Annotated in this window: 16 protein-coding genes and 1 riboswitch; of the genes, 8 read left to right on the forward strand and 8 right to left on the reverse strand. The window is 38.9% G+C overall.

Going from position 1 to position 18,593, the window contains the following annotated elements:
• Complete coding sequence (locus BUC16_RS09250) at nucleotides 1–540, reverse strand: YceI family protein (protein ID WP_073370024.1); 540 nt, start codon at nucleotides 538–540, stop codon at nucleotides 1–3.
• Nucleotides 541–1,085: 545 nt separating this feature from the next.
• Between BUC16_RS09250 and BUC16_RS09255 the strand changes: the two genes are divergently transcribed.
• The 6 genes from BUC16_RS09255 (at nucleotide 1,086) to BUC16_RS09280 (ending at nucleotide 9,028) form a co-directional block, all read left to right on the forward strand.
• Entirely contained in the window at nucleotides 1,086–2,588 is a 1,503-nt protein-coding gene (locus tag BUC16_RS09255) for a rhamnulokinase (RefSeq protein WP_073370025.1), read from the forward strand.
• 38 nt (nucleotides 2,589–2,626) lie between these two features.
• Nucleotides 2,627–3,931 carry a class II aldolase/adducin family protein gene (locus BUC16_RS09260; RefSeq protein ID WP_073370027.1) on the forward strand — a complete coding sequence of 435 codons (1,305 nt, stop codon included), beginning with the start codon at nucleotides 2,627–2,629 and terminating at the stop codon, nucleotides 3,929–3,931.
• A gap of 173 nt (nucleotides 3,932–4,104) precedes the next feature.
• Entirely contained in the window at nucleotides 4,105–5,265 is a 1,161-nt protein-coding gene (fucO, locus tag BUC16_RS09265; RefSeq protein WP_073370028.1) for a lactaldehyde reductase, read from the forward strand.
• 110 nt (nucleotides 5,266–5,375) lie between these two features.
• The gene (locus BUC16_RS09270; protein ID WP_073370030.1) at nucleotides 5,376–6,638 is read left to right on the forward strand and encodes an L-rhamnose isomerase; all 1,263 of its coding nucleotides are present in this window, start codon (nucleotides 5,376–5,378) and stop codon (nucleotides 6,636–6,638) included.
• A gap of 361 nt (nucleotides 6,639–6,999) precedes the next feature.
• Nucleotides 7,000–8,073: an L-rhamnose/proton symporter RhaT gene (gene rhaT, locus BUC16_RS09275; protein WP_073370031.1), complete on the forward strand. Its 1,074-nt coding sequence runs from the start codon at nucleotides 7,000–7,002 to the stop codon at nucleotides 8,071–8,073.
• 46 nt (nucleotides 8,074–8,119) lie between these two features.
• Nucleotides 8,120–9,028: an AraC family transcriptional regulator gene (locus BUC16_RS09280; protein ID WP_073370033.1), complete on the forward strand. Its 909-nt coding sequence runs from the start codon at nucleotides 8,120–8,122 to the stop codon at nucleotides 9,026–9,028.
• A gap of 209 nt (nucleotides 9,029–9,237) precedes the next feature.
• On the opposite strand, the gene BUC16_RS09285 is transcribed toward BUC16_RS09280, so the two are convergent.
• Both BUC16_RS09285 and BUC16_RS09290 read right to left on the reverse strand, forming a co-directional pair.
• On the reverse strand, nucleotides 9,238–10,575 hold the full coding sequence (locus BUC16_RS09285; protein WP_073370034.1) for a DNA recombination protein RmuC: 1,338 nt from the start codon (nucleotides 10,573–10,575) through the stop codon (nucleotides 9,238–9,240).
• Between the two features lie 143 nt (nucleotides 10,576–10,718).
• The gene (locus BUC16_RS09290; RefSeq protein ID WP_141226115.1) at nucleotides 10,719–11,054 is read right to left on the reverse strand and encodes a hypothetical protein; all 336 of its coding nucleotides are present in this window, start codon (nucleotides 11,052–11,054) and stop codon (nucleotides 10,719–10,721) included.
• A gap of 201 nt (nucleotides 11,055–11,255) precedes the next feature.
• Here BUC16_RS09290 and BUC16_RS09295 point away from each other — a divergent pair, with 201 nt between their 5' ends.
• Nucleotides 11,256–11,861, forward strand: coding sequence for a pseudouridine synthase (locus BUC16_RS09295; RefSeq protein WP_073370037.1), 606 nt, complete (start codon nucleotides 11,256–11,258; stop codon nucleotides 11,859–11,861).
• 50 nt (nucleotides 11,862–11,911) lie between these two features.
• Nucleotides 11,912–12,367 carry a tRNA (cytidine(34)-2'-O)-methyltransferase gene (locus BUC16_RS09300; RefSeq protein WP_073370038.1) on the forward strand — a complete coding sequence of 152 codons (456 nt, stop codon included), beginning with the start codon at nucleotides 11,912–11,914 and terminating at the stop codon, nucleotides 12,365–12,367.
• A gap of 163 nt (nucleotides 12,368–12,530) precedes the next feature.
• On the opposite strand, the gene BUC16_RS09305 is transcribed toward BUC16_RS09300, so the two are convergent.
• The 5 genes from BUC16_RS09305 to BUC16_RS09325 all read right to left on the reverse strand — a co-directional run bounded on the left by BUC16_RS09305 (nucleotide 12,531) and on the right by BUC16_RS09325 (nucleotide 18,197).
• Nucleotides 12,531–13,940, reverse strand: coding sequence for a vanadium-dependent haloperoxidase (locus BUC16_RS09305; protein ID WP_073370040.1), 1,410 nt, complete (start codon nucleotides 13,938–13,940; stop codon nucleotides 12,531–12,533).
• 84 nt (nucleotides 13,941–14,024) lie between these two features.
• The gene (locus BUC16_RS09310; RefSeq protein ID WP_141226116.1) at nucleotides 14,025–14,861 is read right to left on the reverse strand and encodes a hypothetical protein; all 837 of its coding nucleotides are present in this window, start codon (nucleotides 14,859–14,861) and stop codon (nucleotides 14,025–14,027) included.
• A 189-nt stretch (nucleotides 14,862–15,050) separates the two neighbouring features.
• The gene (locus tag BUC16_RS09315) at nucleotides 15,051–15,833 is read right to left on the reverse strand and encodes an ABC transporter ATP-binding protein (protein WP_073370043.1); all 783 of its coding nucleotides are present in this window, start codon (nucleotides 15,831–15,833) and stop codon (nucleotides 15,051–15,053) included.
• Nucleotides 15,833–16,864, reverse strand: a complete 1,032-nt coding sequence (locus BUC16_RS09320) for an iron chelate uptake ABC transporter family permease subunit (protein WP_073370044.1) — start codon at nucleotides 16,862–16,864, stop codon at nucleotides 15,833–15,835. Before BUC16_RS09320 ends, BUC16_RS09315 begins: the two co-directional genes overlap by 1 nt.
• Nucleotides 16,865–17,054: 190 nt before the next feature.
• Nucleotides 17,055–18,197 (reverse strand): ABC transporter substrate-binding protein, encoded by a 1,143-nt coding sequence (locus BUC16_RS09325; RefSeq protein WP_073370046.1) that lies wholly within the window; start codon nucleotides 18,195–18,197, stop codon nucleotides 17,055–17,057.
• 85 nt (nucleotides 18,198–18,282) lie between these two features.
• Nucleotides 18,283–18,577: riboswitch (cobalamin riboswitch) on the forward strand.
• The last annotated feature ends 16 nt before the right edge of the window (nucleotides 18,578–18,593 follow it).

Genomic DNA, 18,593 nt, shown 5'->3' on the forward strand with positions numbered 1-18,593 from the left:
TTACTGAACCAGGAATACTGTTTGTATATTCACGGTTTCCGCCACTTTCATACTCAATATTTCGGGAATTTTAATATTGAAGTCTTTGGTGTTTACATTGAAATCCGTGGTAATTTCCAATCCATTGTTCAATTTTCTGAGGATTGCAATCGTGTTGATTTTTTTGGATTTTCCGTGTAATTTCAATGTGCCTTTGAGTCTGAATTCTTTAGGCAAATTTCCAATGATATTAAGGTTGAAACCTTCGATTATACCTTTGAAACTGGCTTTTGGATAGTTGCCACTTTCCATGTAATTTTCGTTGAAATGCTGCTCCATCAAGGCAATCTTGAAGTGAAAATCTCGTATGAAAACTGAACTTTTGATTTCTCCCGTTTTTAGAGTTAGCGTGCAAGTTGCATTTTCGCTTTTTGCTTTCACTTCTTCAAATAATGGCACTGAAGCCTCAAAATTGATGATTCCTTTATAGGCAACCATCTTTTCTTGAGCCATTATTATATTGGCAAAACACACCAGAAAAATTAGAGTAATTTTTTTCATCTTGGCAAAAATGAATTGATTATCTAAAGTTACAAAATTCAGTTGATAATTCCTTGAATTTATTAGGAAAAATTACCTTTTTTTAGGAAGGAAATTAATTGTTTTATTCCCTGTCTGCATTAGCTGGATTCAGGCTGTTTTTTTGTATGTCGTTTTGTTGTTTCAATTGATTTTGGAACTTGAAAAGAGGAATGTTCACAAATTGTTCTTCGCTGCTTTCAAATATTTGGCATAAAGTTTTTTTTAAATATGCTACACTAATTCTTGCCCCAAAAATCAATTTATATAGAATTCTATCCTGATTTTTATCATTTTTATATTTGGATAAATTTGTCTTTTTATTAAGAATATGATAATTATCATATATTTAAATTAAGAATTTTATCAAAAAATCAAGTTTAAATATCAAAAATGCATTCTTGGTTGTATGTGTATAAAATACATTTGTATGTGGTTATTCATGAAGCAGAAGAAAATAGTGTTGCAGGCAATAACCGATTAAATTTTAATTTCTTACTCATTTTTAGACTAAACAATATTTTCGGATGAAAAATAAATCATTCTTGGCTTTCGATCTTGGAGCAACTAGCGGGCGCACCATTTTGGGTACAGTTGAAAACGGTCGCCTTCAAATGAAGGAACTGACCCGTTTTTCCAATCAAATACTTCAAATCGGGAATCACATACATTGGAATATTTATTCCTTGTTCGAACATTTGAAAGAAGGACTTGTTGCCGCCAAAAGAGAAGGTGTGGAAATCGCTTCCATTGGGATTGATACTTGGGGCGTGGATTTTGTTTTGCTGGCCGAGGACGGTTCTATACTTGGTGCACCATATGCCTATCGCGATCCGCATACCATCGATATACCCGAAAAATATTTCGACCTGATTTCGCGTGAAAAAGTATATGAACTAACGGGAATTCAAGTGATGAATTTTAATAGTTTGTACCAACTTTTTGCCTTGAGTCAAGCCAACAATTCTTTGTTAAAAAGCGCCAAGGAATTGTTGTTCATTCCCGATGCCTTGGCTTACATGCTTACCGGAAATAAAGTCGTGGAATATACTGTTGCGTCCACTTCCCAAATTTTAAATCCACGCACCAAAAAATTTGAAGCCGAATTGCTTGAAAAAGCGGGAGTTTCGCCTTCCATTTTGGGAGAAATCGTGATGCCGGGTCATTTGATAGGCACACTAAAAGACGATTTGGCAGCAGAAAGCGAATTAGGAAAAATCAATGTAATCGCTGTCGCAGGACACGATACGGCTGCTGCGGTTGCTGCGGTTCCAGCTACCAGCGAAAATTTTGCTTACCTAAGTTCAGGAACTTGGTCCTTGATGGGTATTGAAGTAAAAGACCCGATTATCAACGGCGAAACTTTTGCGTTGAACTTCACCAACGAAGGCGGAATTGAAGGAACGACCCGTTTCTTGAAAAACATCACGGGAATGTGGCTGTTGGAGCAATGTTTGAAAGACTGGAAAAACGAAGGCATCACTTATGCTTACGAAAAACTGGTTCAAATGACCGCCACTGTTCCTGCTTTTCAATCCCTGATTGATCCCGACCATGTTTCATTTGCCAATCCAGTTTGCATGCCGACCGCAATAGCCGATTATTGTCGGGCAACGAATCAAATCGTGCCTTCCACGCATGCCGAGTTTGTTCGATGCATTTTCGAAAGCCTTTCGCTCAAATACAATTATGTATTGGGAAAACTCAAGGACTTGTCGCCTTTTTCAATTGAAAAATTGCATGTAATTGGAGGAGGATCAAAAAATCCTTTGTTGAATCAATGGACTGCCAATGCCACGGGAATTACCGTAATTGCTGGCCCTTCTGAAGCAACTGCCATCGGAAACATTATGATTCAAGCCAAGTCTGCCGGTTGCGTAAGCTCGTTGCAGGAAATGCGCCAGATCATTGCCAATTCGGTGCCATTGGATGAATTCAGTCCGGAAGAACCGGTAGTTTGGTATGAAGCGTACCAAAAATTCTTGAGCATTACCCAGTTAAAAAAAGAAACCTACGCCCACCACGTTTAGGTTGAAAAAGAATATACAATAAAATAAATAATAGAAGAATGAAAAAGTTAGATGTTAAATTAATGCATCCTGTTGAGCAAATCAACATGGTCATTGGAAGAATTTACGAAAAAGGAATGACTACCACCTCAGGGGGCAATATTTCGATAAGAGATAAAAATGGAGATATTTGGATTACACCTTCTGCTGTAGATAAAGGAGATTTGACCCCGAAAGATATTGTTTGCGTAAAAAAAGACGGAACTATTGTAGGCTTGCACAAGCCATCATCTGAATTCCCTTTTCATAAAGCCATTTTTGAAGCGCGTCCCGACATTAATGCAATCATTCACGCACACCCTCCAGGATTGGTGGCTTTCAGCATCACTCGCCAAGTTCCCAATACCAATATCACTCCCCATTTCCGTTCTGTTTGCGGTAAAGTAGGTTATGCACCTTATGGTTGTCCGGGAAGTAAGGAATTAGGCAAAAAAATTGCGGATCAATTTATCGGTACCGATTCTAAAGCCGTAATCATGGAAAACCACGGAGTTGTGTTGGGAGGGTCCGACATGCTGGATGCCTACCAACGATTTGAAACCTTGGAATTGTGCTGTTGCACCATCGTGAGTGCCGGTAAATTGGGGAAAGTTCACGCATTGACCGATGAACAAATTCAACAGTACAGAGCACAAATTCCTTCGAAAACCTCCCAGTTTTCTGATGTGGGATATCCATCAGATGAATTAGCGATAAGAAGAGATATGGTAAATATCATTCACCGTGCCTGTGAGCAGGGATTAATGATTTCAACTTTTGGAACAGTTTCAGCTCGTTGGAGTGGAAATGACTTCTTGATTACGCCGCACAATGTCTCTCGTTGGAACATTTCTGCCGATAATATCATCCAGGTTAAAAACGGAATGACCGAAGACAATAAAAACCCAAGTTATCAAGTGCCATTGCACCAACGCATTTACGAGCAAAACCCGCACATCAATTCCATCATCATGACACAGTCTCCTAATTTGATGGCCCACTCAATCAGCGGAACCAAATTTGATGTTCGAACCATTCCGGAAAGCTGGATTTTCTTGCAGGATGTACCTTCCGTTCCTTTCGGTTCTTTATTCGATGATATAGACGGTATGGCAAATATGTTTGACAAAAATCGCGTTGTCTTGATCGAAAATGACTGTGTTGTTGTTACAGGCGACAAACTGCTAAACACATTCGACTACCTGGAAGTGGCCGAATTCAGTGCCAATTCATTGGTAATGGCTGCCTCAGTTGGTCCTTTGTGTCCAATGGGTGATGCCGAAATCGATGAATTGAGAGTGGCTTTTAGCGCAATAATAAGATAAATAAAGAACTATCCCATCATTTAGAAATTAATGTTGTTTCCTTAAATCGGTTTGTCAAGTCGAGCGCAGTCGAGACTAACCGTTGAGTCTCGACTGTGCTCGACTTGACAGGGTACATTCTTTTCTAAAGGGTATTTTAAAATTGAAAAAAATAAAAAAAATATAACAATATCATGAGTGCCATTAAAAGAATTATTTTAAATGAAATGTCCTATTATGGGGCAGGAAGTCGTTCTGTACTTGCAGACGAAATCAAAAAAAGAGGCTTGAAAAAAGTGTTTATCGTTACCGACAAGGATTTATTGAAATTTGGAGTGGTCGAAAAAGTGACGAGTATTTTAGATGCAGCAAAAATCGAATACACTATTTTTTCGAATGTAAAACAAAACCCAACCGTTGCCCAAGTAAAAGAAGGCGTTGTCGCTTTTAGTGAGTCCGGTGCCGATGCTATTGTGGCCATTGGTGGAGGTTCGCCAATTGATACTGCCAAAGGAATAGGGATTATTTCCAACAATCCTGAATTTGCCGACGTGGTTTCCTTGGAAGGAGTGGCCGACACCAAAAACAAATCTGTTCCGATTATTGCTTTGCCAACCACGGCTGGAACGGCTGCCGAGGTAACCATCAATTACGTGATTACCGACGAAGAAAACGTGAAGAAAATGGTTTGCGTTGACCCTAACGTTATTCCTGTTCTTTCCATTGTCGATGCCGAATTAATGTTGAGCTTGCCGCCAAGTTTGACCGCTGCAACAGGAATGGACGCCTTGACCCACGCCATCGAGGGCTATATTACCAAAGGGGCTTGGGAAATGTCGGATATGTTCGAATTGAAAGCCATCGAAATGATTGCCAAACATTTGCCGGTAGTGGTTAAAAATCCATCGGATGTAGTGGCTCGTGATGGTATGGCCGTTGCCCAATACATTGCCGGAATGGGATTTTCTAACGTTGGATTAGGATTGGTACACGGAATGGCACATCCATTGGGAGCTTATTACGACATTCCACACGGAGTTGCCAATGCCTTGTTATTGCCAATCGTTATGGAATACAACACCGAATCCTCGATTGCCAAATATGTTGACATTGCCCGTGCGATGGGAATAAAAGTGGATCATTTGTCGCTTTCAGACGCTGCACAAGCCGCGGTTGATGCCGTGAAAAATCTTGCCATTGAAGTAGGTATTCCAGAAAAATTACAGCTTTTGAATGTTAAAGAAGAAGACTTGGAAAGACTTTCCCAATCGGCTTTCGAAGACGTTTGTACTCCAGGAAATCCTCGTGAAGTAAAATTGGGCGATATTTTGGAATTGTATAAAAAAGCATTTTAACCAACCTTAAAAATAAAAAATGAAATGAGCATAATAGATAATTTGGTCGCAAACCCCAATAATGATATGCGAATTACATATGACCGACAAAAAACAATAAATATCAACATATGAAAACAGAACAAATTAATCAAGCGTTCGAATATGCAAAAACACGATACGCCGGATTTGGAATCGACGTGGAAAAAGCAATTGCCGACATGGACAAATTATCCATCTCGCTACACTGTTGGCAAGCCGACGACGTTACTGGATTTGAAGCCGGAAATGATGAATTGACGGGCGGTATCCAAGTTACTGGAAATTATCCAGGTAAAGCCAGAACCATTGCCGAACTTCGTGCCGACATCGACAAAGCAATGTCTTTAATTCCGGGCGAACACCGAGTGAATTTACACGCTTTGTACGGGGATTTTGGTGGAGAAAAAGTAGATCGTGACCAAATTGAAATCAAACATTTCCAAAGCTGGATTGATTGGGCAAAAGAGAAAGGATATAAACTGGATTTTAACGCCACATGTTTCTCCCACGAAAAATCAGCCGATGGATTTACCTTGTCACACCGTGATCCTGCCATTCGCCAGTTTTGGGTAGAACACGTGATTCGTTGTCGTAAAATTGCCGAAGAAATCGGACGTCAATTGGGTTCAAAATGTATCCACAACATCTGGATTCCAGACGGGTCGAAAGATTTAATCGTGGATCGTTCGTTATATCGTCAAAACTTGAAAAATTCATTGGACAATATTTTCGAATACAAATCGAATGACGAATTGATGTTGGACAGTATCGAATGTAAATTATTTGGTATTGGAAGCGAAAGTTTTGTGGTGGGTTCACACGAATTTTATATGGGTTATGGCATTGCCAATAACAAAATGATTACTTTGGATGCGGGACATTTTCACCCTACAGAAGTAATCTCCGATAAAATTTCCTCTTTATTATTGTTTACACCAGAAATCCTGCTTCACGTAAGTCGCGGTGTTCGTTGGGATAGCGATCACGTCGTGATTTTAAACGACGAATTGCAAGCCATTGCCCAAGAAATTATTCGTGCCAAAGCCTTGGATAGAGTTCACGTAGGATTGGATTTCTTCGATGCTTCTATCAACAGAATTGGTGCTTACGTAATTGGTGTTCGCGCCACACAAAAAGCATTTTTGCAAGCCTTGTTGGAACCAAGTGCACAATTGAATTCTTACGAAGTAAACGGTCAAAATTTCGAACGTTTGGCCTTGTTGGAAGAAGCCAAGTCATTGCCTTGGGCTGCCGTATATGATTACTATTGTTCAACAAAAGGAATCACTCCAGCTGAAGATTATATTTCTGACATTCAAGAATATGAAAGAAATGTAACTTCCAAAAGATAAATTATTAACTCCTCGATTTCTTGTAAAAAAGGAGTTGGGGAGTTTTTTTATCTTGATTTTTTCTATTTACTAACCAATTAATTGTCTGCTATTTTTATAATTTACCGTTTTACTTTTGATTTTACTGGAATAAAAAGCACCGTCTCTTCGAGTGATTTTTAATAGTAATGCGATAGCTTTACTATTAAAAATTGTATCGAGAAGTTTTCAATTTTGGAGTTCTCGATACATTTTATTAAAAAAAGCTTTCGCATTTTTTAATAAACACTCGAACAGACGTGTATATTTAGATTGATTTATCTTAGTAAATTTAAAACCTAGATGGTATTAAACGTATGATTAGAGCAGATTTCAATAAAAAATGAATGCACTTTTAGGATTACTTTTTCATTCTATCGGAGGTTTTGCTTCGGGTAGTTTTTATATGCCTTACAACAAGGTAAAAGGTTGGGCTTGGGAAAGCTTTTGGATTATTGGCGGGTTGTTTTCCTGGTTGATAGTGCCGCCATTGGCTGCTTATCTTACCATTCCGGGATTTGGAACCATTATAGCCAATTGTTCCACCCAAATTTTGACCATCACTTTCATAATGGGACTTCTCTGGGGAATAGGAGGCTTGACTTACGGTTTGGGCGTTCGCTATTTGGGAATGTCATTGGGGAATTCCGTGGTTTTGGGTTTTTGCGCCGCTTTTGGAGCTGTCGTACCTTCCATTTATTACACAATTTATCCAACAGTCGGTAAAGTTTCTTTTACCGACATGCTGTCAACCAGCGGAGGACAATTGGTGCTTCTTGGCGTTTTGGTTTGTCTTCTGGGTATTGGTATTTCCGGGAAAGCGGGGATGATGAAAGAGCGTGAACTAACCAAGGAACAACAAAGTGCCAGTGTTGCCGAATTTGATATGGTAAAAGGGTTGATTATTGCCGTTATTTCGGGTATTTTGAGTTCATTTTTCAACTTTGGAATTGAAGCCGGAAAACCAATGGCCGATGTTGCCAATGAAGCCTGGAAAGTCTTGAATCCCAATCAGGGAGAATTTCTTTACCAAAACAACGTGATTTTTGTGGTTATCCTTTGGGGTGGATTGACCACGAATTTAATCTGGACGACCATTTTAAGCTTGAAAAACAAATCGTACGAAAACTTTACCGACAAATCGACTCCGATTACTCGTAATGTCTTGTTTTGTGCCTTGGCTGGAACCACCTGGTTTTTGCAATTTTTCTTTTATGGAATGGGCGAAAGCAAATTGGGAAATGGAGCCAGTTCATGGATTTTGCACATGTCGACAATTATATTGACCGCCAATATGTGGGGGATTTACCGAAAAGAATGGTCAGGAGTTAAAGCTGAAACCAAGTGGACAATCGCCACCGGAATTGCGGTGATTCTGTTGTCGGTAGTATTGGTGGGTATCGGGAATTCGATGTAATGATTATTCTTTATATTTGTAATGAAATGCCATAAATGGAATTGAGATGATTTATAGCGACAAAAATAATAATGTTAATTATCCCATAACTTCGGAAGAAGACGAGTTATGGGGGTTAACCATTACCACTGTTGGACACCAAAATATTTCCGAAAAAGAAAATTATCCTCCCGAAAAACATCCCGTTGGTTATTATTTCAATGTAGACAAAGGCAGAGTGTTAAACGAATATCAGTTGCTGTACATTACCAACGGCAATGGGGTTTTTACTTTTGGAAATTCAAAACAATCCTGTTTTATCACCGAAGGGAAAATGTTTTTCCTGATGCCCGGAGTTTGGCATACTTATAAACCTCTGGAAAATTCGGGATGGAACGAATACTGGATTGGTTTTAAAGGGGAAATCATCGAAAAAATTGTAAAAGAAGGCTTTTTCTTGAATAGACCTCCGGTATTTAATATCGGGATGAATGAAGAAATTATTGATTTGTATTACAAGGCCATAGAAATTGCGAACGAAGAACGCGCCGGCTTCCAACAAGCGCTTTCCGGTATCGTGATGAATATTTTGGGGTTGATGTATTACCGTGACAAAACCAGGGATTTTGAAGATGAAGAACTCATCAATAAAATCAACAAAGCTAAAGTAATTATGCGGGAAGAAATCTATAAAAACACCACTGCCGAAGATATTGCCAAAAATATTGGCATCAGCTATTCCGGATTTCGCAGGGCATTCAAGGAGTTGACGGGAACTTCTCCCTCCAAATATATGATGGAATTAAAATTGAACGAAGCCAAGCTTTTATTGTACAATACCAACTTGCCCATCAAGGAAATATCGTATAGTTTAAACTTCGAAAACCCCGATTATTTCCCTATTTTCTTCAAAAAAAGAACCGGTAAAACGCCCAGCGAATACAGAAGTTTTGCTGTTTCCAACAGCAATTTGTAAATAGAAAATTTGCTTTTATTTCCTTTTGCCGTAATAAAAATATTCCGTCACTTCGAGTGATTTTGAATAGTAATGCGACAGCTTTACTATTCAAAATTGTATCGAGAAGTTTACAATGTTGGGTTCTCGATACATTCGTTTAAAAAAAGCTGTCGCATTTTTTAAACAAACACTCGAACTGACGCATATGGTTGTTAAAATAAATTGTTTTACTCCCGATCTGCATTTGCGCGATTCAAGATGTTGTCGGGCAATGCTTTTTTGGCTTTGGCTCCCATTTTTTTCAATTTTTCGACACTCGTGATGAGGTTTCCTTTTCCATCCACCAATTTGTTCATGGCACCTTGGTATTCGACTTTACTTTCGTCAATTTTTTTTCCAATTTTGATTAAATCGGCCACAAAACCTTCAAATTTGTCATACAAAGCACCGGCTTGACGGGCAATTTCAAAAGCATTTTCCTGTTGTTTTTGGTTCGTCCACATACTGTCAATCGTGCGCAGGGTTGCCAATAGGGTGGAAGGCGTCACGATCACGATGTTTTTTTCGAAAGCTCTATTGTATAAAGTGGTGTCTTCGTTTAGTGCCAAGGCAAAAGCGGGTTCCATCGGAATGAAAAGCAGCACGAAATCCGGGCTTTCAATTTGGTATAAATCCTGGTAATTTTTGTCGCCCAATTGCTCCACGTGGCGTTTTATCGAATTGACGTGTTCTTTCAAAAAGTCGTTTTTCAGGTTGTCTTCTTCCTCGTTGATGTATTTTTCATAAGCGGTCAGGGACACTTTAGAATCGACGATCATCTTTTTGCCGTCGGGAAGATTGATGACCACGTCGGGAAAAACGCGATTGCCTTCTGCATTGGTGTGGGATTGTTGCACAAAATATTCCCGGTCTTTTTCCAATCCTGATTTTTCCAGCACGCGTTCCAGAATTAATTCGCCCCAATTTCCCTGCATTTTGCTGTCGCCTTTCAAGGCTTTGGTCAGGTTCAAGGTTTCCTTGCTCATTTGGGCATTCATTTCGCTCAAGCCCAATATTTGTTGGCGTAAAGCCGCGTGATAATCGATACTTTCCTTGTGGGTGTCTTCAACTTTCTTTTCGAACAATTGAATCTTGTCTTGCAAGGGCGACAAGATGTTTTTCATGTTTTCCTTGTTCTGTTCGGTGAACTTGCTTGATTTTTCGTCCAAGATTTTATTGGCCAAATTCTCGAATTCCTTGGTGAATTTTTCCTGTAGTTTTTCCACTTCCTCCTTTTGTTCCCTGTTGCGTTCCCAAAGATTTTCAAAATCGACTTCTTTCTTGGTCAGCTGAATGTTTATGGCTTCTTTTTCGTTGCGAATGCTTTCCTTTTCTTGAACAGCTTGTTGCAATTGTTTTTCCAAAGCTGTTTTTTCGACCAAAGATTGTTCTTTGAAATCGTTTAGTTTTTCCTCCAAAAAGGCTTTTTCGGATTGAGATTTGGTGGAAAAAATCATTTTTCCAATGAAAATTCCAATGGCGAGTGCAACAATGAACAACAGTAAAAACGGAAACATATTTAACATAAAGAGAGTTTTTTTGTAGAAAGTAAAAGTAAGTAATAATTGGAGTTTTTTAAACACTATTTTAATTGGAATGTATTAAAAGAATAAAAAAAGTAGCCAACAAAAAATCCCTTTCTTGTTGGCTACTCAAAAAACAAAAAAAATTATTCGTCCAATTTTATGTTTCCCCTGTCTTCGTGATTATCGGGATCGGAATTGGGATATCGATGTGCTGTGATATCCGAGTTGTGGTCCTTGTTTTCGATCATTCTTTGGATTTCTTTATCCGAAAAAATCTCAAGGCTGGAACTCGGACTTTCATTGTCTTCGCTGTTGTTTTGTTCTGGATTGGCATCAACATTCCGTGCCCTGTGGACAATTTTTTGCTCTCCACTGCTGTTGGTTTCCACTTCTGCCACGAGTTTTGTTGCTGCAGGATCGTAATTCTCAGGTACATTTTCGGTAGCGAATTCTTCTGATGTATTTTGCTTATTGTTCATCTTTTTTGAACCTAGATCATTATTCTCCATGCTATTTGTTTTAGTGTTAATAGTGTCAACTTTTATAAAGATATTCTATTTGTTTATGGTAATTCAATCATTTAACATAGCTTTTGGTTTGCGGGAATGAATTGTATCGCCATTCTATTTTAAATGTTGTTAAAACAAAACTATCTTTGTCTTTTAAAATTCCAAGTCTGAATGTCCCAACACCGCCATTTCATCCTCCACAAACCTTATGGCTATTTGAGCCAGTTTATTTATGAATTGAAGCGCAAGAAAAAGCTTTTGGGAGAATTGCATGATTTTCCGGCAGGAACAATGGCCATTGGTCGCCTTGACGAAGATTCGGAAGGGTTGCTTTTATTGACCACCGACGGGAAGATGAGTGAAATAGTGCGGAGCAAAAAAGTGAACAAGGAATATTATGTTCAAGTCGATGGAATCATCACCCAAGAAGCCGTTGATAAAATGAAGAAGGGAGTCGAAATTGGTTTCAACGGCACGAAATACATCACCAAACCTTGTGAATCTTTTATAATTAATGAAATTCCTGCTTTTGGAGCCAGGGGGAAAAAAATCAGGGACGAACGCCACGGCCCAACTTCCTGGGCTTCCATCACGGTCAATGAAGGGAAATTTCGCCAAGTTCGAAAAATGACGGCAGCCGTTGGTTTTCCTACCTTGAGATTGGTGCGTGTTCGAATAGGAAACGTTCATTTGAATGATTTGCAGGCTGGCGAAGTAAAAGAAGTCGAGAATTTCAATTTCAATATCAATGACAATATCAATGACAATGAAAAATAACTGATGTCTATCTGCAATCAAGAATCGTTAATTAAAAATCTTAAATCATAATGCTCAACATTGTTTTAGTAGAACCTGAAATCCCCAACAATACTGGAAATATTGGTCGTTTGTGCGTAGGTACCGAAAGCCGTTTGCATTTGATTCATCCTTTTGGGTTTGTCATCAATGACAAGAACCTGAAACGCTCCGGTTTGGATTATTGGGTGCATTTGGATGTGACCGAATATCAAAATATAGAGGAATGGATTACCCAAATTCCCGATAAATCCCGAGTTTTCCTGATGAGTTCCCACGCAGAGAAATCCTATTTGGAAAACGATTTTAAGGATGGAGATTGGTTGGTTTTTGGAAAAGAAAGCGTTGGTTTGAGCCAAGAAGTTTTGGCTAGATTCGAAAATCATTTGACCATTCCGATGTCGAATTTAATCCGAAGTTTTAATATTGCCAATTCTGTTGCGTTTGTAATTGGTGAAGCGAAAAGGCAGATTGGATATAAAATATAAATAGGCAGATTGGGGTTTTGCTTTTCAGAAATATTTCTCTAATCCGCTATATTCTTATTTAGATGTAATTTCATAAAATAGAGTGCAGTCAAGAACCATTGATGTATCTCGGCTGCACTCCATTTAAAAATAATATTGGAAAAAATGATGTTATTGAAATACGTCACTCGTCATTTTCGCGGAAATGATGATTGAAAACATAGTTTGCAATTTGTCTTCCCATTTCTTCTCCATCCAACGCCGATTTTCTAAAATCCCAACCATTATAGATCAGACTAAGTGAATTGTCTCTCGCTGCCTGTGAAAAGCTTGAATATTGAAAAGAAGGCTTTTGTGCAGGATCAACGGGGACAGCGGGGTGTGTACTGGTAGTTGTAATAGCAATGGAAGTTTTGTCGGTTTCAAAGAATAACCGCAATATTTCGGCGGTCGTACCCCCATAGGCTGCAAAACCGCTTGGATAACCCGGCACCGGAGGAGATACAGAAGTCGGAGTTTCGGAGAGGACAGGCAGCCAGTCGGGATTTCCTTGTGTATTGTCATTGCCATCGTTGTCAGCTAAGCGAATGGCAGTTTCGGGTCTCCATGAATAGTAATGATAGCTGCCGTTCAATGCCGAGTTGATGCTTTCCGCCATGGATACATGCATTAAGGCAAAAAGTCTAGCTGTTTTCCAAGCATCGAGTTTTTTATTCTCAATAGCTTGTCTAACGATATGGTTCCAGATAATGGATGGCCTGTTCTCACTCCAGAATTTTCCTTTTTTTTCTTCATCGGCGCTGCGAATGCCACCGACCCTGGCGCCTTTTGTTTTTACTTCATTAAAATCAGTTGTGTATTCATTTGATGTAACTGGATAAGGCCCCGTAGGTCTAAACTGATAGTTACTTTCAATAACATAAGGCTGCATTACAGTGCCCCAGTTTGACACATTCCTAGTTGACGCCAGTGTTGTTTGAGGGATCCAATTCAATGCAGTAAGCGTTGACCGGTATTCGCCGGGATTAACTCCATTGGGAAGCAAATCTGTAAAAAAAATCACTTGCAGTAACCCATCATTGGCACGCTTGGCGATAATGGCATCGGCAGCATTTTTTCCAAGAGTTTTGCCCAACTCTTTACTTTCTCCATCAGGAATAGTTGCCAAGCTTTGGATGTACCAAGTTTCTAGATTTGCCGCGAAAGCTCCCTGTCTGTTTAGTCCTTTAATAGCCCAATAAGCTGCGCTGGCAACGGCTGCATCAGGGTCTGCAAATTTTCTTCTTTCGTTCAATAATGCATAGCGCTGATACTTTGGTTTGATGTTATTGAGTGCATCGTGTACTGCAATTTGAATTATGGCAAAAAACCGGGCGCGAGAAGGTTGAGGCCCGGGAGCACTAAGAACAAGTTCTGTTTTTTCATTCCAATACAGAACCATATTGTTGTCTGCAAAACCTGGGGTCTTTATTTTTTTAGCTAAATTGGAAGTATTTAATGCTTCATTATTTACAAGTACATCTTCTTCCGCGCAGGAAACAACCAACAAAATTAGAGCGAAACACATAGCCGCTCTTTTTAAATAATTTTTCATGACAGTAAATTTTAGTTAGACAAATTGGTATAAGAAAAAAAATAAAAAAGGAGAAGCTGTTTCGACTTCCCCTTTTAAGTACAATTAGTTTCTGGCTACAAATTCACTTAGTGTTACGTAAGTATTTCCAGTTGCAGCATCGTGATAAATATTATATTTTGTTGGATAATTTCCGGCTTTTGCAAAATGTTCCGGCTGGGAATAATTCATGCTAAAATCTGTATTGGAAAGTAAATAATCTAAAGTGATCATTGGTTCAACAAAAATTAATTTGCCATTATAGGAACCGTAAATCATAATTTTGGAAAATGGCAAATAAGCCCCCAAGTTAACAGGTAGCCAGTGTTTTCCCATTTGTGCCTCGGCAGTGGCAGGACCGGGAGGAGTAAAATAATCAGCCGGCATATAGCCGATGGGAGGATAGTTGTTAAAAGCGGCATCGGTACTGGGAGACCAAGCAGGAATTGCCATTTGTTCTTCGGCAGATATCATGTAAAAGTGAATGTCAAAATGGGGGACATCAAAAACATGTTCAGGTTCATGTCCATGAGGATTCCAGTTGAGTCCAATGTGGTCGAAAGGAGTCAATTGTTTTGCCTTTAATTGCAAGGGTACAACAATGGTTTCGCCTTCGGGAGGAAGGGTTTTAGCATTGTCCGCTGTCAAGTTTTTAAAGGCTTCCGGCGTGATTTCTAGTCCTATTTCATTGGGAAATCCATTTTGGTCAACACTAATCCAGGAACGTACTTTCCCGTATCCAAGAGCAACTTGTGGACCTTTAAATACATTAAGTTTTTTGGAACTCATTTTCGCTGTAAGCGCCGGCGAAGTGCTTTCTTGTGCATCATTATTTGCCATTTCGTCTTGACTGCAAGAAAAAAGGAAGAATAATGACCCCAAAACAATGATTTTTTTTGGCATTCTAAACAAATTTTTCATAATTAAAAAAAATTAAAAGATTGTTTTTAATATGTAGACAAGTTCAGCTTTGGGGGAAAAAAAACGGGGGATTAAAAGTACAAAAAAATATTTAAAACACTGATAATCAGTGTTGAATATTTTTAAAAATCTTTAATACTAAAAAACCTAGATAGAATATGGGCGAATCGGCTAAGTGAAAAGGAATCTCCCTTTTTGAGCATCGAAAACAATATGTTCGTCTTTAAATAAAGTGTTAAAACTTCCTTTCGTGATCAAATTGCAGGGTTGATCTTGAATCACGGCTTCGGGAGTCATAATGATCATTTCGTCACTCAATTGTATCGCCATATCGATGTCGTGTGTCGAGAAAAGAATGCATTTTTCGGTTTCTTGGGTGAGTCTTTTCAGGAGTTTAAAAAGAGCAATTTTATGCAATAAATCCAAGTGCGTTGTCGGTTCATCTAAAACAATCAAAGGAGTATCCTGTGCCAAAGCTCTTGCAATCAATACGATTTGCAATTGTCCGTCGCTAATTTCGAAATGTTTTTTGGATACTAAATGTTCGATTTGTGTCAGCGCTATTGCTTCGTTGATTTTTGCAATATCATTGTCGGTTAGTGTTCCAATCCAATTGGTGTAAGGCTGTCTTCCCAGAGCAATGAGCTCCCAAACGGTCAAGTTGCTTGGCGGTAATTTTTCGGTCAAGACGATACTTAAATTTTGTGCCAAGTTTAGAAAATCCATTTCGTGAATGTTCTTTTTGTTCAACGAAACAGTTCCGGAAATGGGTTTTTGGATTCCAGTAATGGTTCTTAAAAGCGTTGATTTTCCAATGCCATTGGCCCCGATTAAGGCGATTAGTTTTCCTTTTTCCAAAGATAAATCAATATTTTTGGCAATGACATTCTTTACTTTTTTAGAAGTATATCCAATGCTGATTTTTGAAGCCTGCAAGATGATTTTGTTTTCCATTAGTTCATCATTTTACGTTTTCGAAGCAACAACCAAATTACGATTGGTGCACCAAATAGAGAAGTCACGGCATTAATTGGCAAAGTAATATCACTTCCCGGAAGTTGCGAAATACAGTCACAAATAAGCATTATTATTGAGCCCAAAAGCAAAGTACTCCAAAATAAAACAGTGTGATTGCTGGTTTGAAAAACCAATTTGGCAATATGTGGCACGGCCAATCCGATAAAGGCAATTGGACCGGCAAAAGCGGTGATGCTTCCCGTCAAGATACTGGTAGCCAAAATGATGACCAATCGGGTTTTTTTGTAATTCATTCCCAAACTTCGGGCGTAGTTTTCGCCCAAGAGCAATGCGTTGAGAGGTTTGATGTTGACAAGGCTTAAAAGCAGGCCAATCGCGACACAAATCGATAAAATCACAATCGACGACCAAGACAAATTACCCAGATTTCCCAAAGACCAAAAAGTGAATTTCTGCAATTGTTCGGCGGTGCTGAAATAGGTCAGTGTTCCCACAATCGCGTTGGTCAAACTCCCAAACATCAAGCCGACAATCAGGATTGCCATGGTGTTGCGCAAGCTTTGCGAAACCGACAAAACCGCCAACAAAACCAAGAAACTCCCCAAACTGGAAGCCAAAATAATTCCATAGGAAGAAAGTAAAAACGAAGCAAAAACTGGAGGCAAGAAAGCCGCTCCCAAAATTACCGTTGCCACGCCCAAACTGGCTCCGGAACTTAATCCCAAAACATCGGGTCCAGCCAATGGATTTCTGAACAAGGTTTGCATCAACAATCCGCTGATGGCAAGCCCCATTCCCACGAGAATTGCTGCAATGGCTTTGGGTAGTCTATAATTGACGATGATGTAATCCCAAGTTTCCTTGCTGGCGTTTCCTCCTGTCAAACTGTTGAAAACGTCTTTCATTGGAATGGAAACCGAACCCAGGCTGATGTTCAACAACAACAGCAATACCAATGACAATGTCAAAAAGGAGAATAGAAGTGTATTTCGGTTTTTGTTTTGCAAGCTTTGATTTGTTTATCGTACCGTCTGTTCGAGTGTTTTATTAAAAAATGCGATAGCTTTTTTAATAAAATGTATCGAGAACTCAATTATTATAGGCTTCTCGATACAATTTTTAACATTAAAGCTGTCGCATTAATGTTAAAAATAACTCGAAGAGACGAGCTGATTTGTTTTACTATTTCAATCTATATTATTCCAATTTCTGAAAGAAAAACAGTTTGTGATTCGGTACTAATTCCGGATGAAAAATTTTGATTAAATCTTTCAAAACCCAATCGGGGCGTGTTGGAGACCATTCGAAATATATGATGCCGCCTTTTGCGCCTTTGTTTAGGCTGTACGAATATACTTTTTTATTTTTAAACGAGGCAAATTGGCTGTAATGCGGATTGCTGTCGCTCATTTCTTTCAAGGACGAAAAATCTCCTGGAGCAATCCAGAAATCGGCATTTTGTGCTTTTTCCAAGATGGTTTCAAAGGGTATGGCCAAACTTCCGGTTCCTTTTGTGTCTGCCCATAAATAACGGGATTGAGCATCTTTCAAAAACAGGGAAGCCCAACTTTCACCTTGCGGAACATACCATTGTTCCTGATACATCGCACCACTCAAAACGGTTGGTTTGGTTGTTGCATTTTTGGCTAAAGCCAAGGTGGCATTATATTCCTTTTCAATCTCCGAAAAAATGACATTTGCCTTGGAATCCAATCCGTATAATGCTCCGAAAAACTTGATCCATTCGGCTTTTCCCAATGGAGATTGCTCCGTCCAATCGCCGTTGAGCATTACTTTCAAGCCACTTTTTTGAAGATTATCCAAAGTAGGATTGCTGTTGTTCAACCCAAAACTGACAATTAAATCAGGATTTATGTCGATTAAAACTTCGGTGTTCAGGTTTTCATTAACGCCTACTTCTCGAACTTTTCCAGCATCAATCCGCTTTCTGGTTTTTTCGGAAGAAATGTAATTGGTGTTTGGGAAACCTGCCAAAGTATTTTCGACTCCCAATAATTCCAATGCCGGAATGTGGGTGGTCGAGGTTACGACAATCGATTTTAGGGGAATTGGAATAACGGTAAATTGCTTTAAACTATCCGGGATGATTCCGTTTTTTTCTTGGAGAATATAGGTAAAACTTTCTTTGGCTTCCGGCCAAGGATTCGTGATTTTTACGATTGAAAAACCTTGGTGTTTGTAGATTTCAAACCCTTTGGCATACTGAATGGAATTGGTGGAGGAGACAACCGTTTCTTTGGAAACAGGATTGTTTTTTTTGCATCCAATGGAGGAAATAATCAGTAAAAACAGGGTGCAGCGCAGGAAAATAGATTTCATATTAACACTTTTGAGAGAAGTGCAAAGGTATATGTATTCCTTTTTAAAAATCAATTTTATTTTTTTATTCGAATCTTAGAGACTACATTTGCAGCCGTATTGAGGTTGCTGTTTTTAATTTTAAAACCGCATTAAAAGGGAATCAGGTGAAAGATTGCAGATTGCAGATTTTAGATTGTAACAATCAAAAAAATCTAAATCGAAAATCCAGAATCCTGGGCTGTACCCGCAACTGTAAGCTGTCAAGCTTGTTGTTATCTACAAAACCACTGTTCAAAATTTTAGAATTGAGATTTCAGATTTTATCAAATCGGAAATCAAGAATGGGAAGGTAAACAACAAGACGCAAGCCAGGAGACCTGCCTATTACATCGAGTATCAAACTTTCGGGAAAAA

This window comes from Flavobacterium fluvii (genome assembly GCF_900129545.1).
GTDB lineage: Bacteria > Bacteroidota > Bacteroidia > Flavobacteriales > Flavobacteriaceae > Flavobacterium > Flavobacterium fluvii.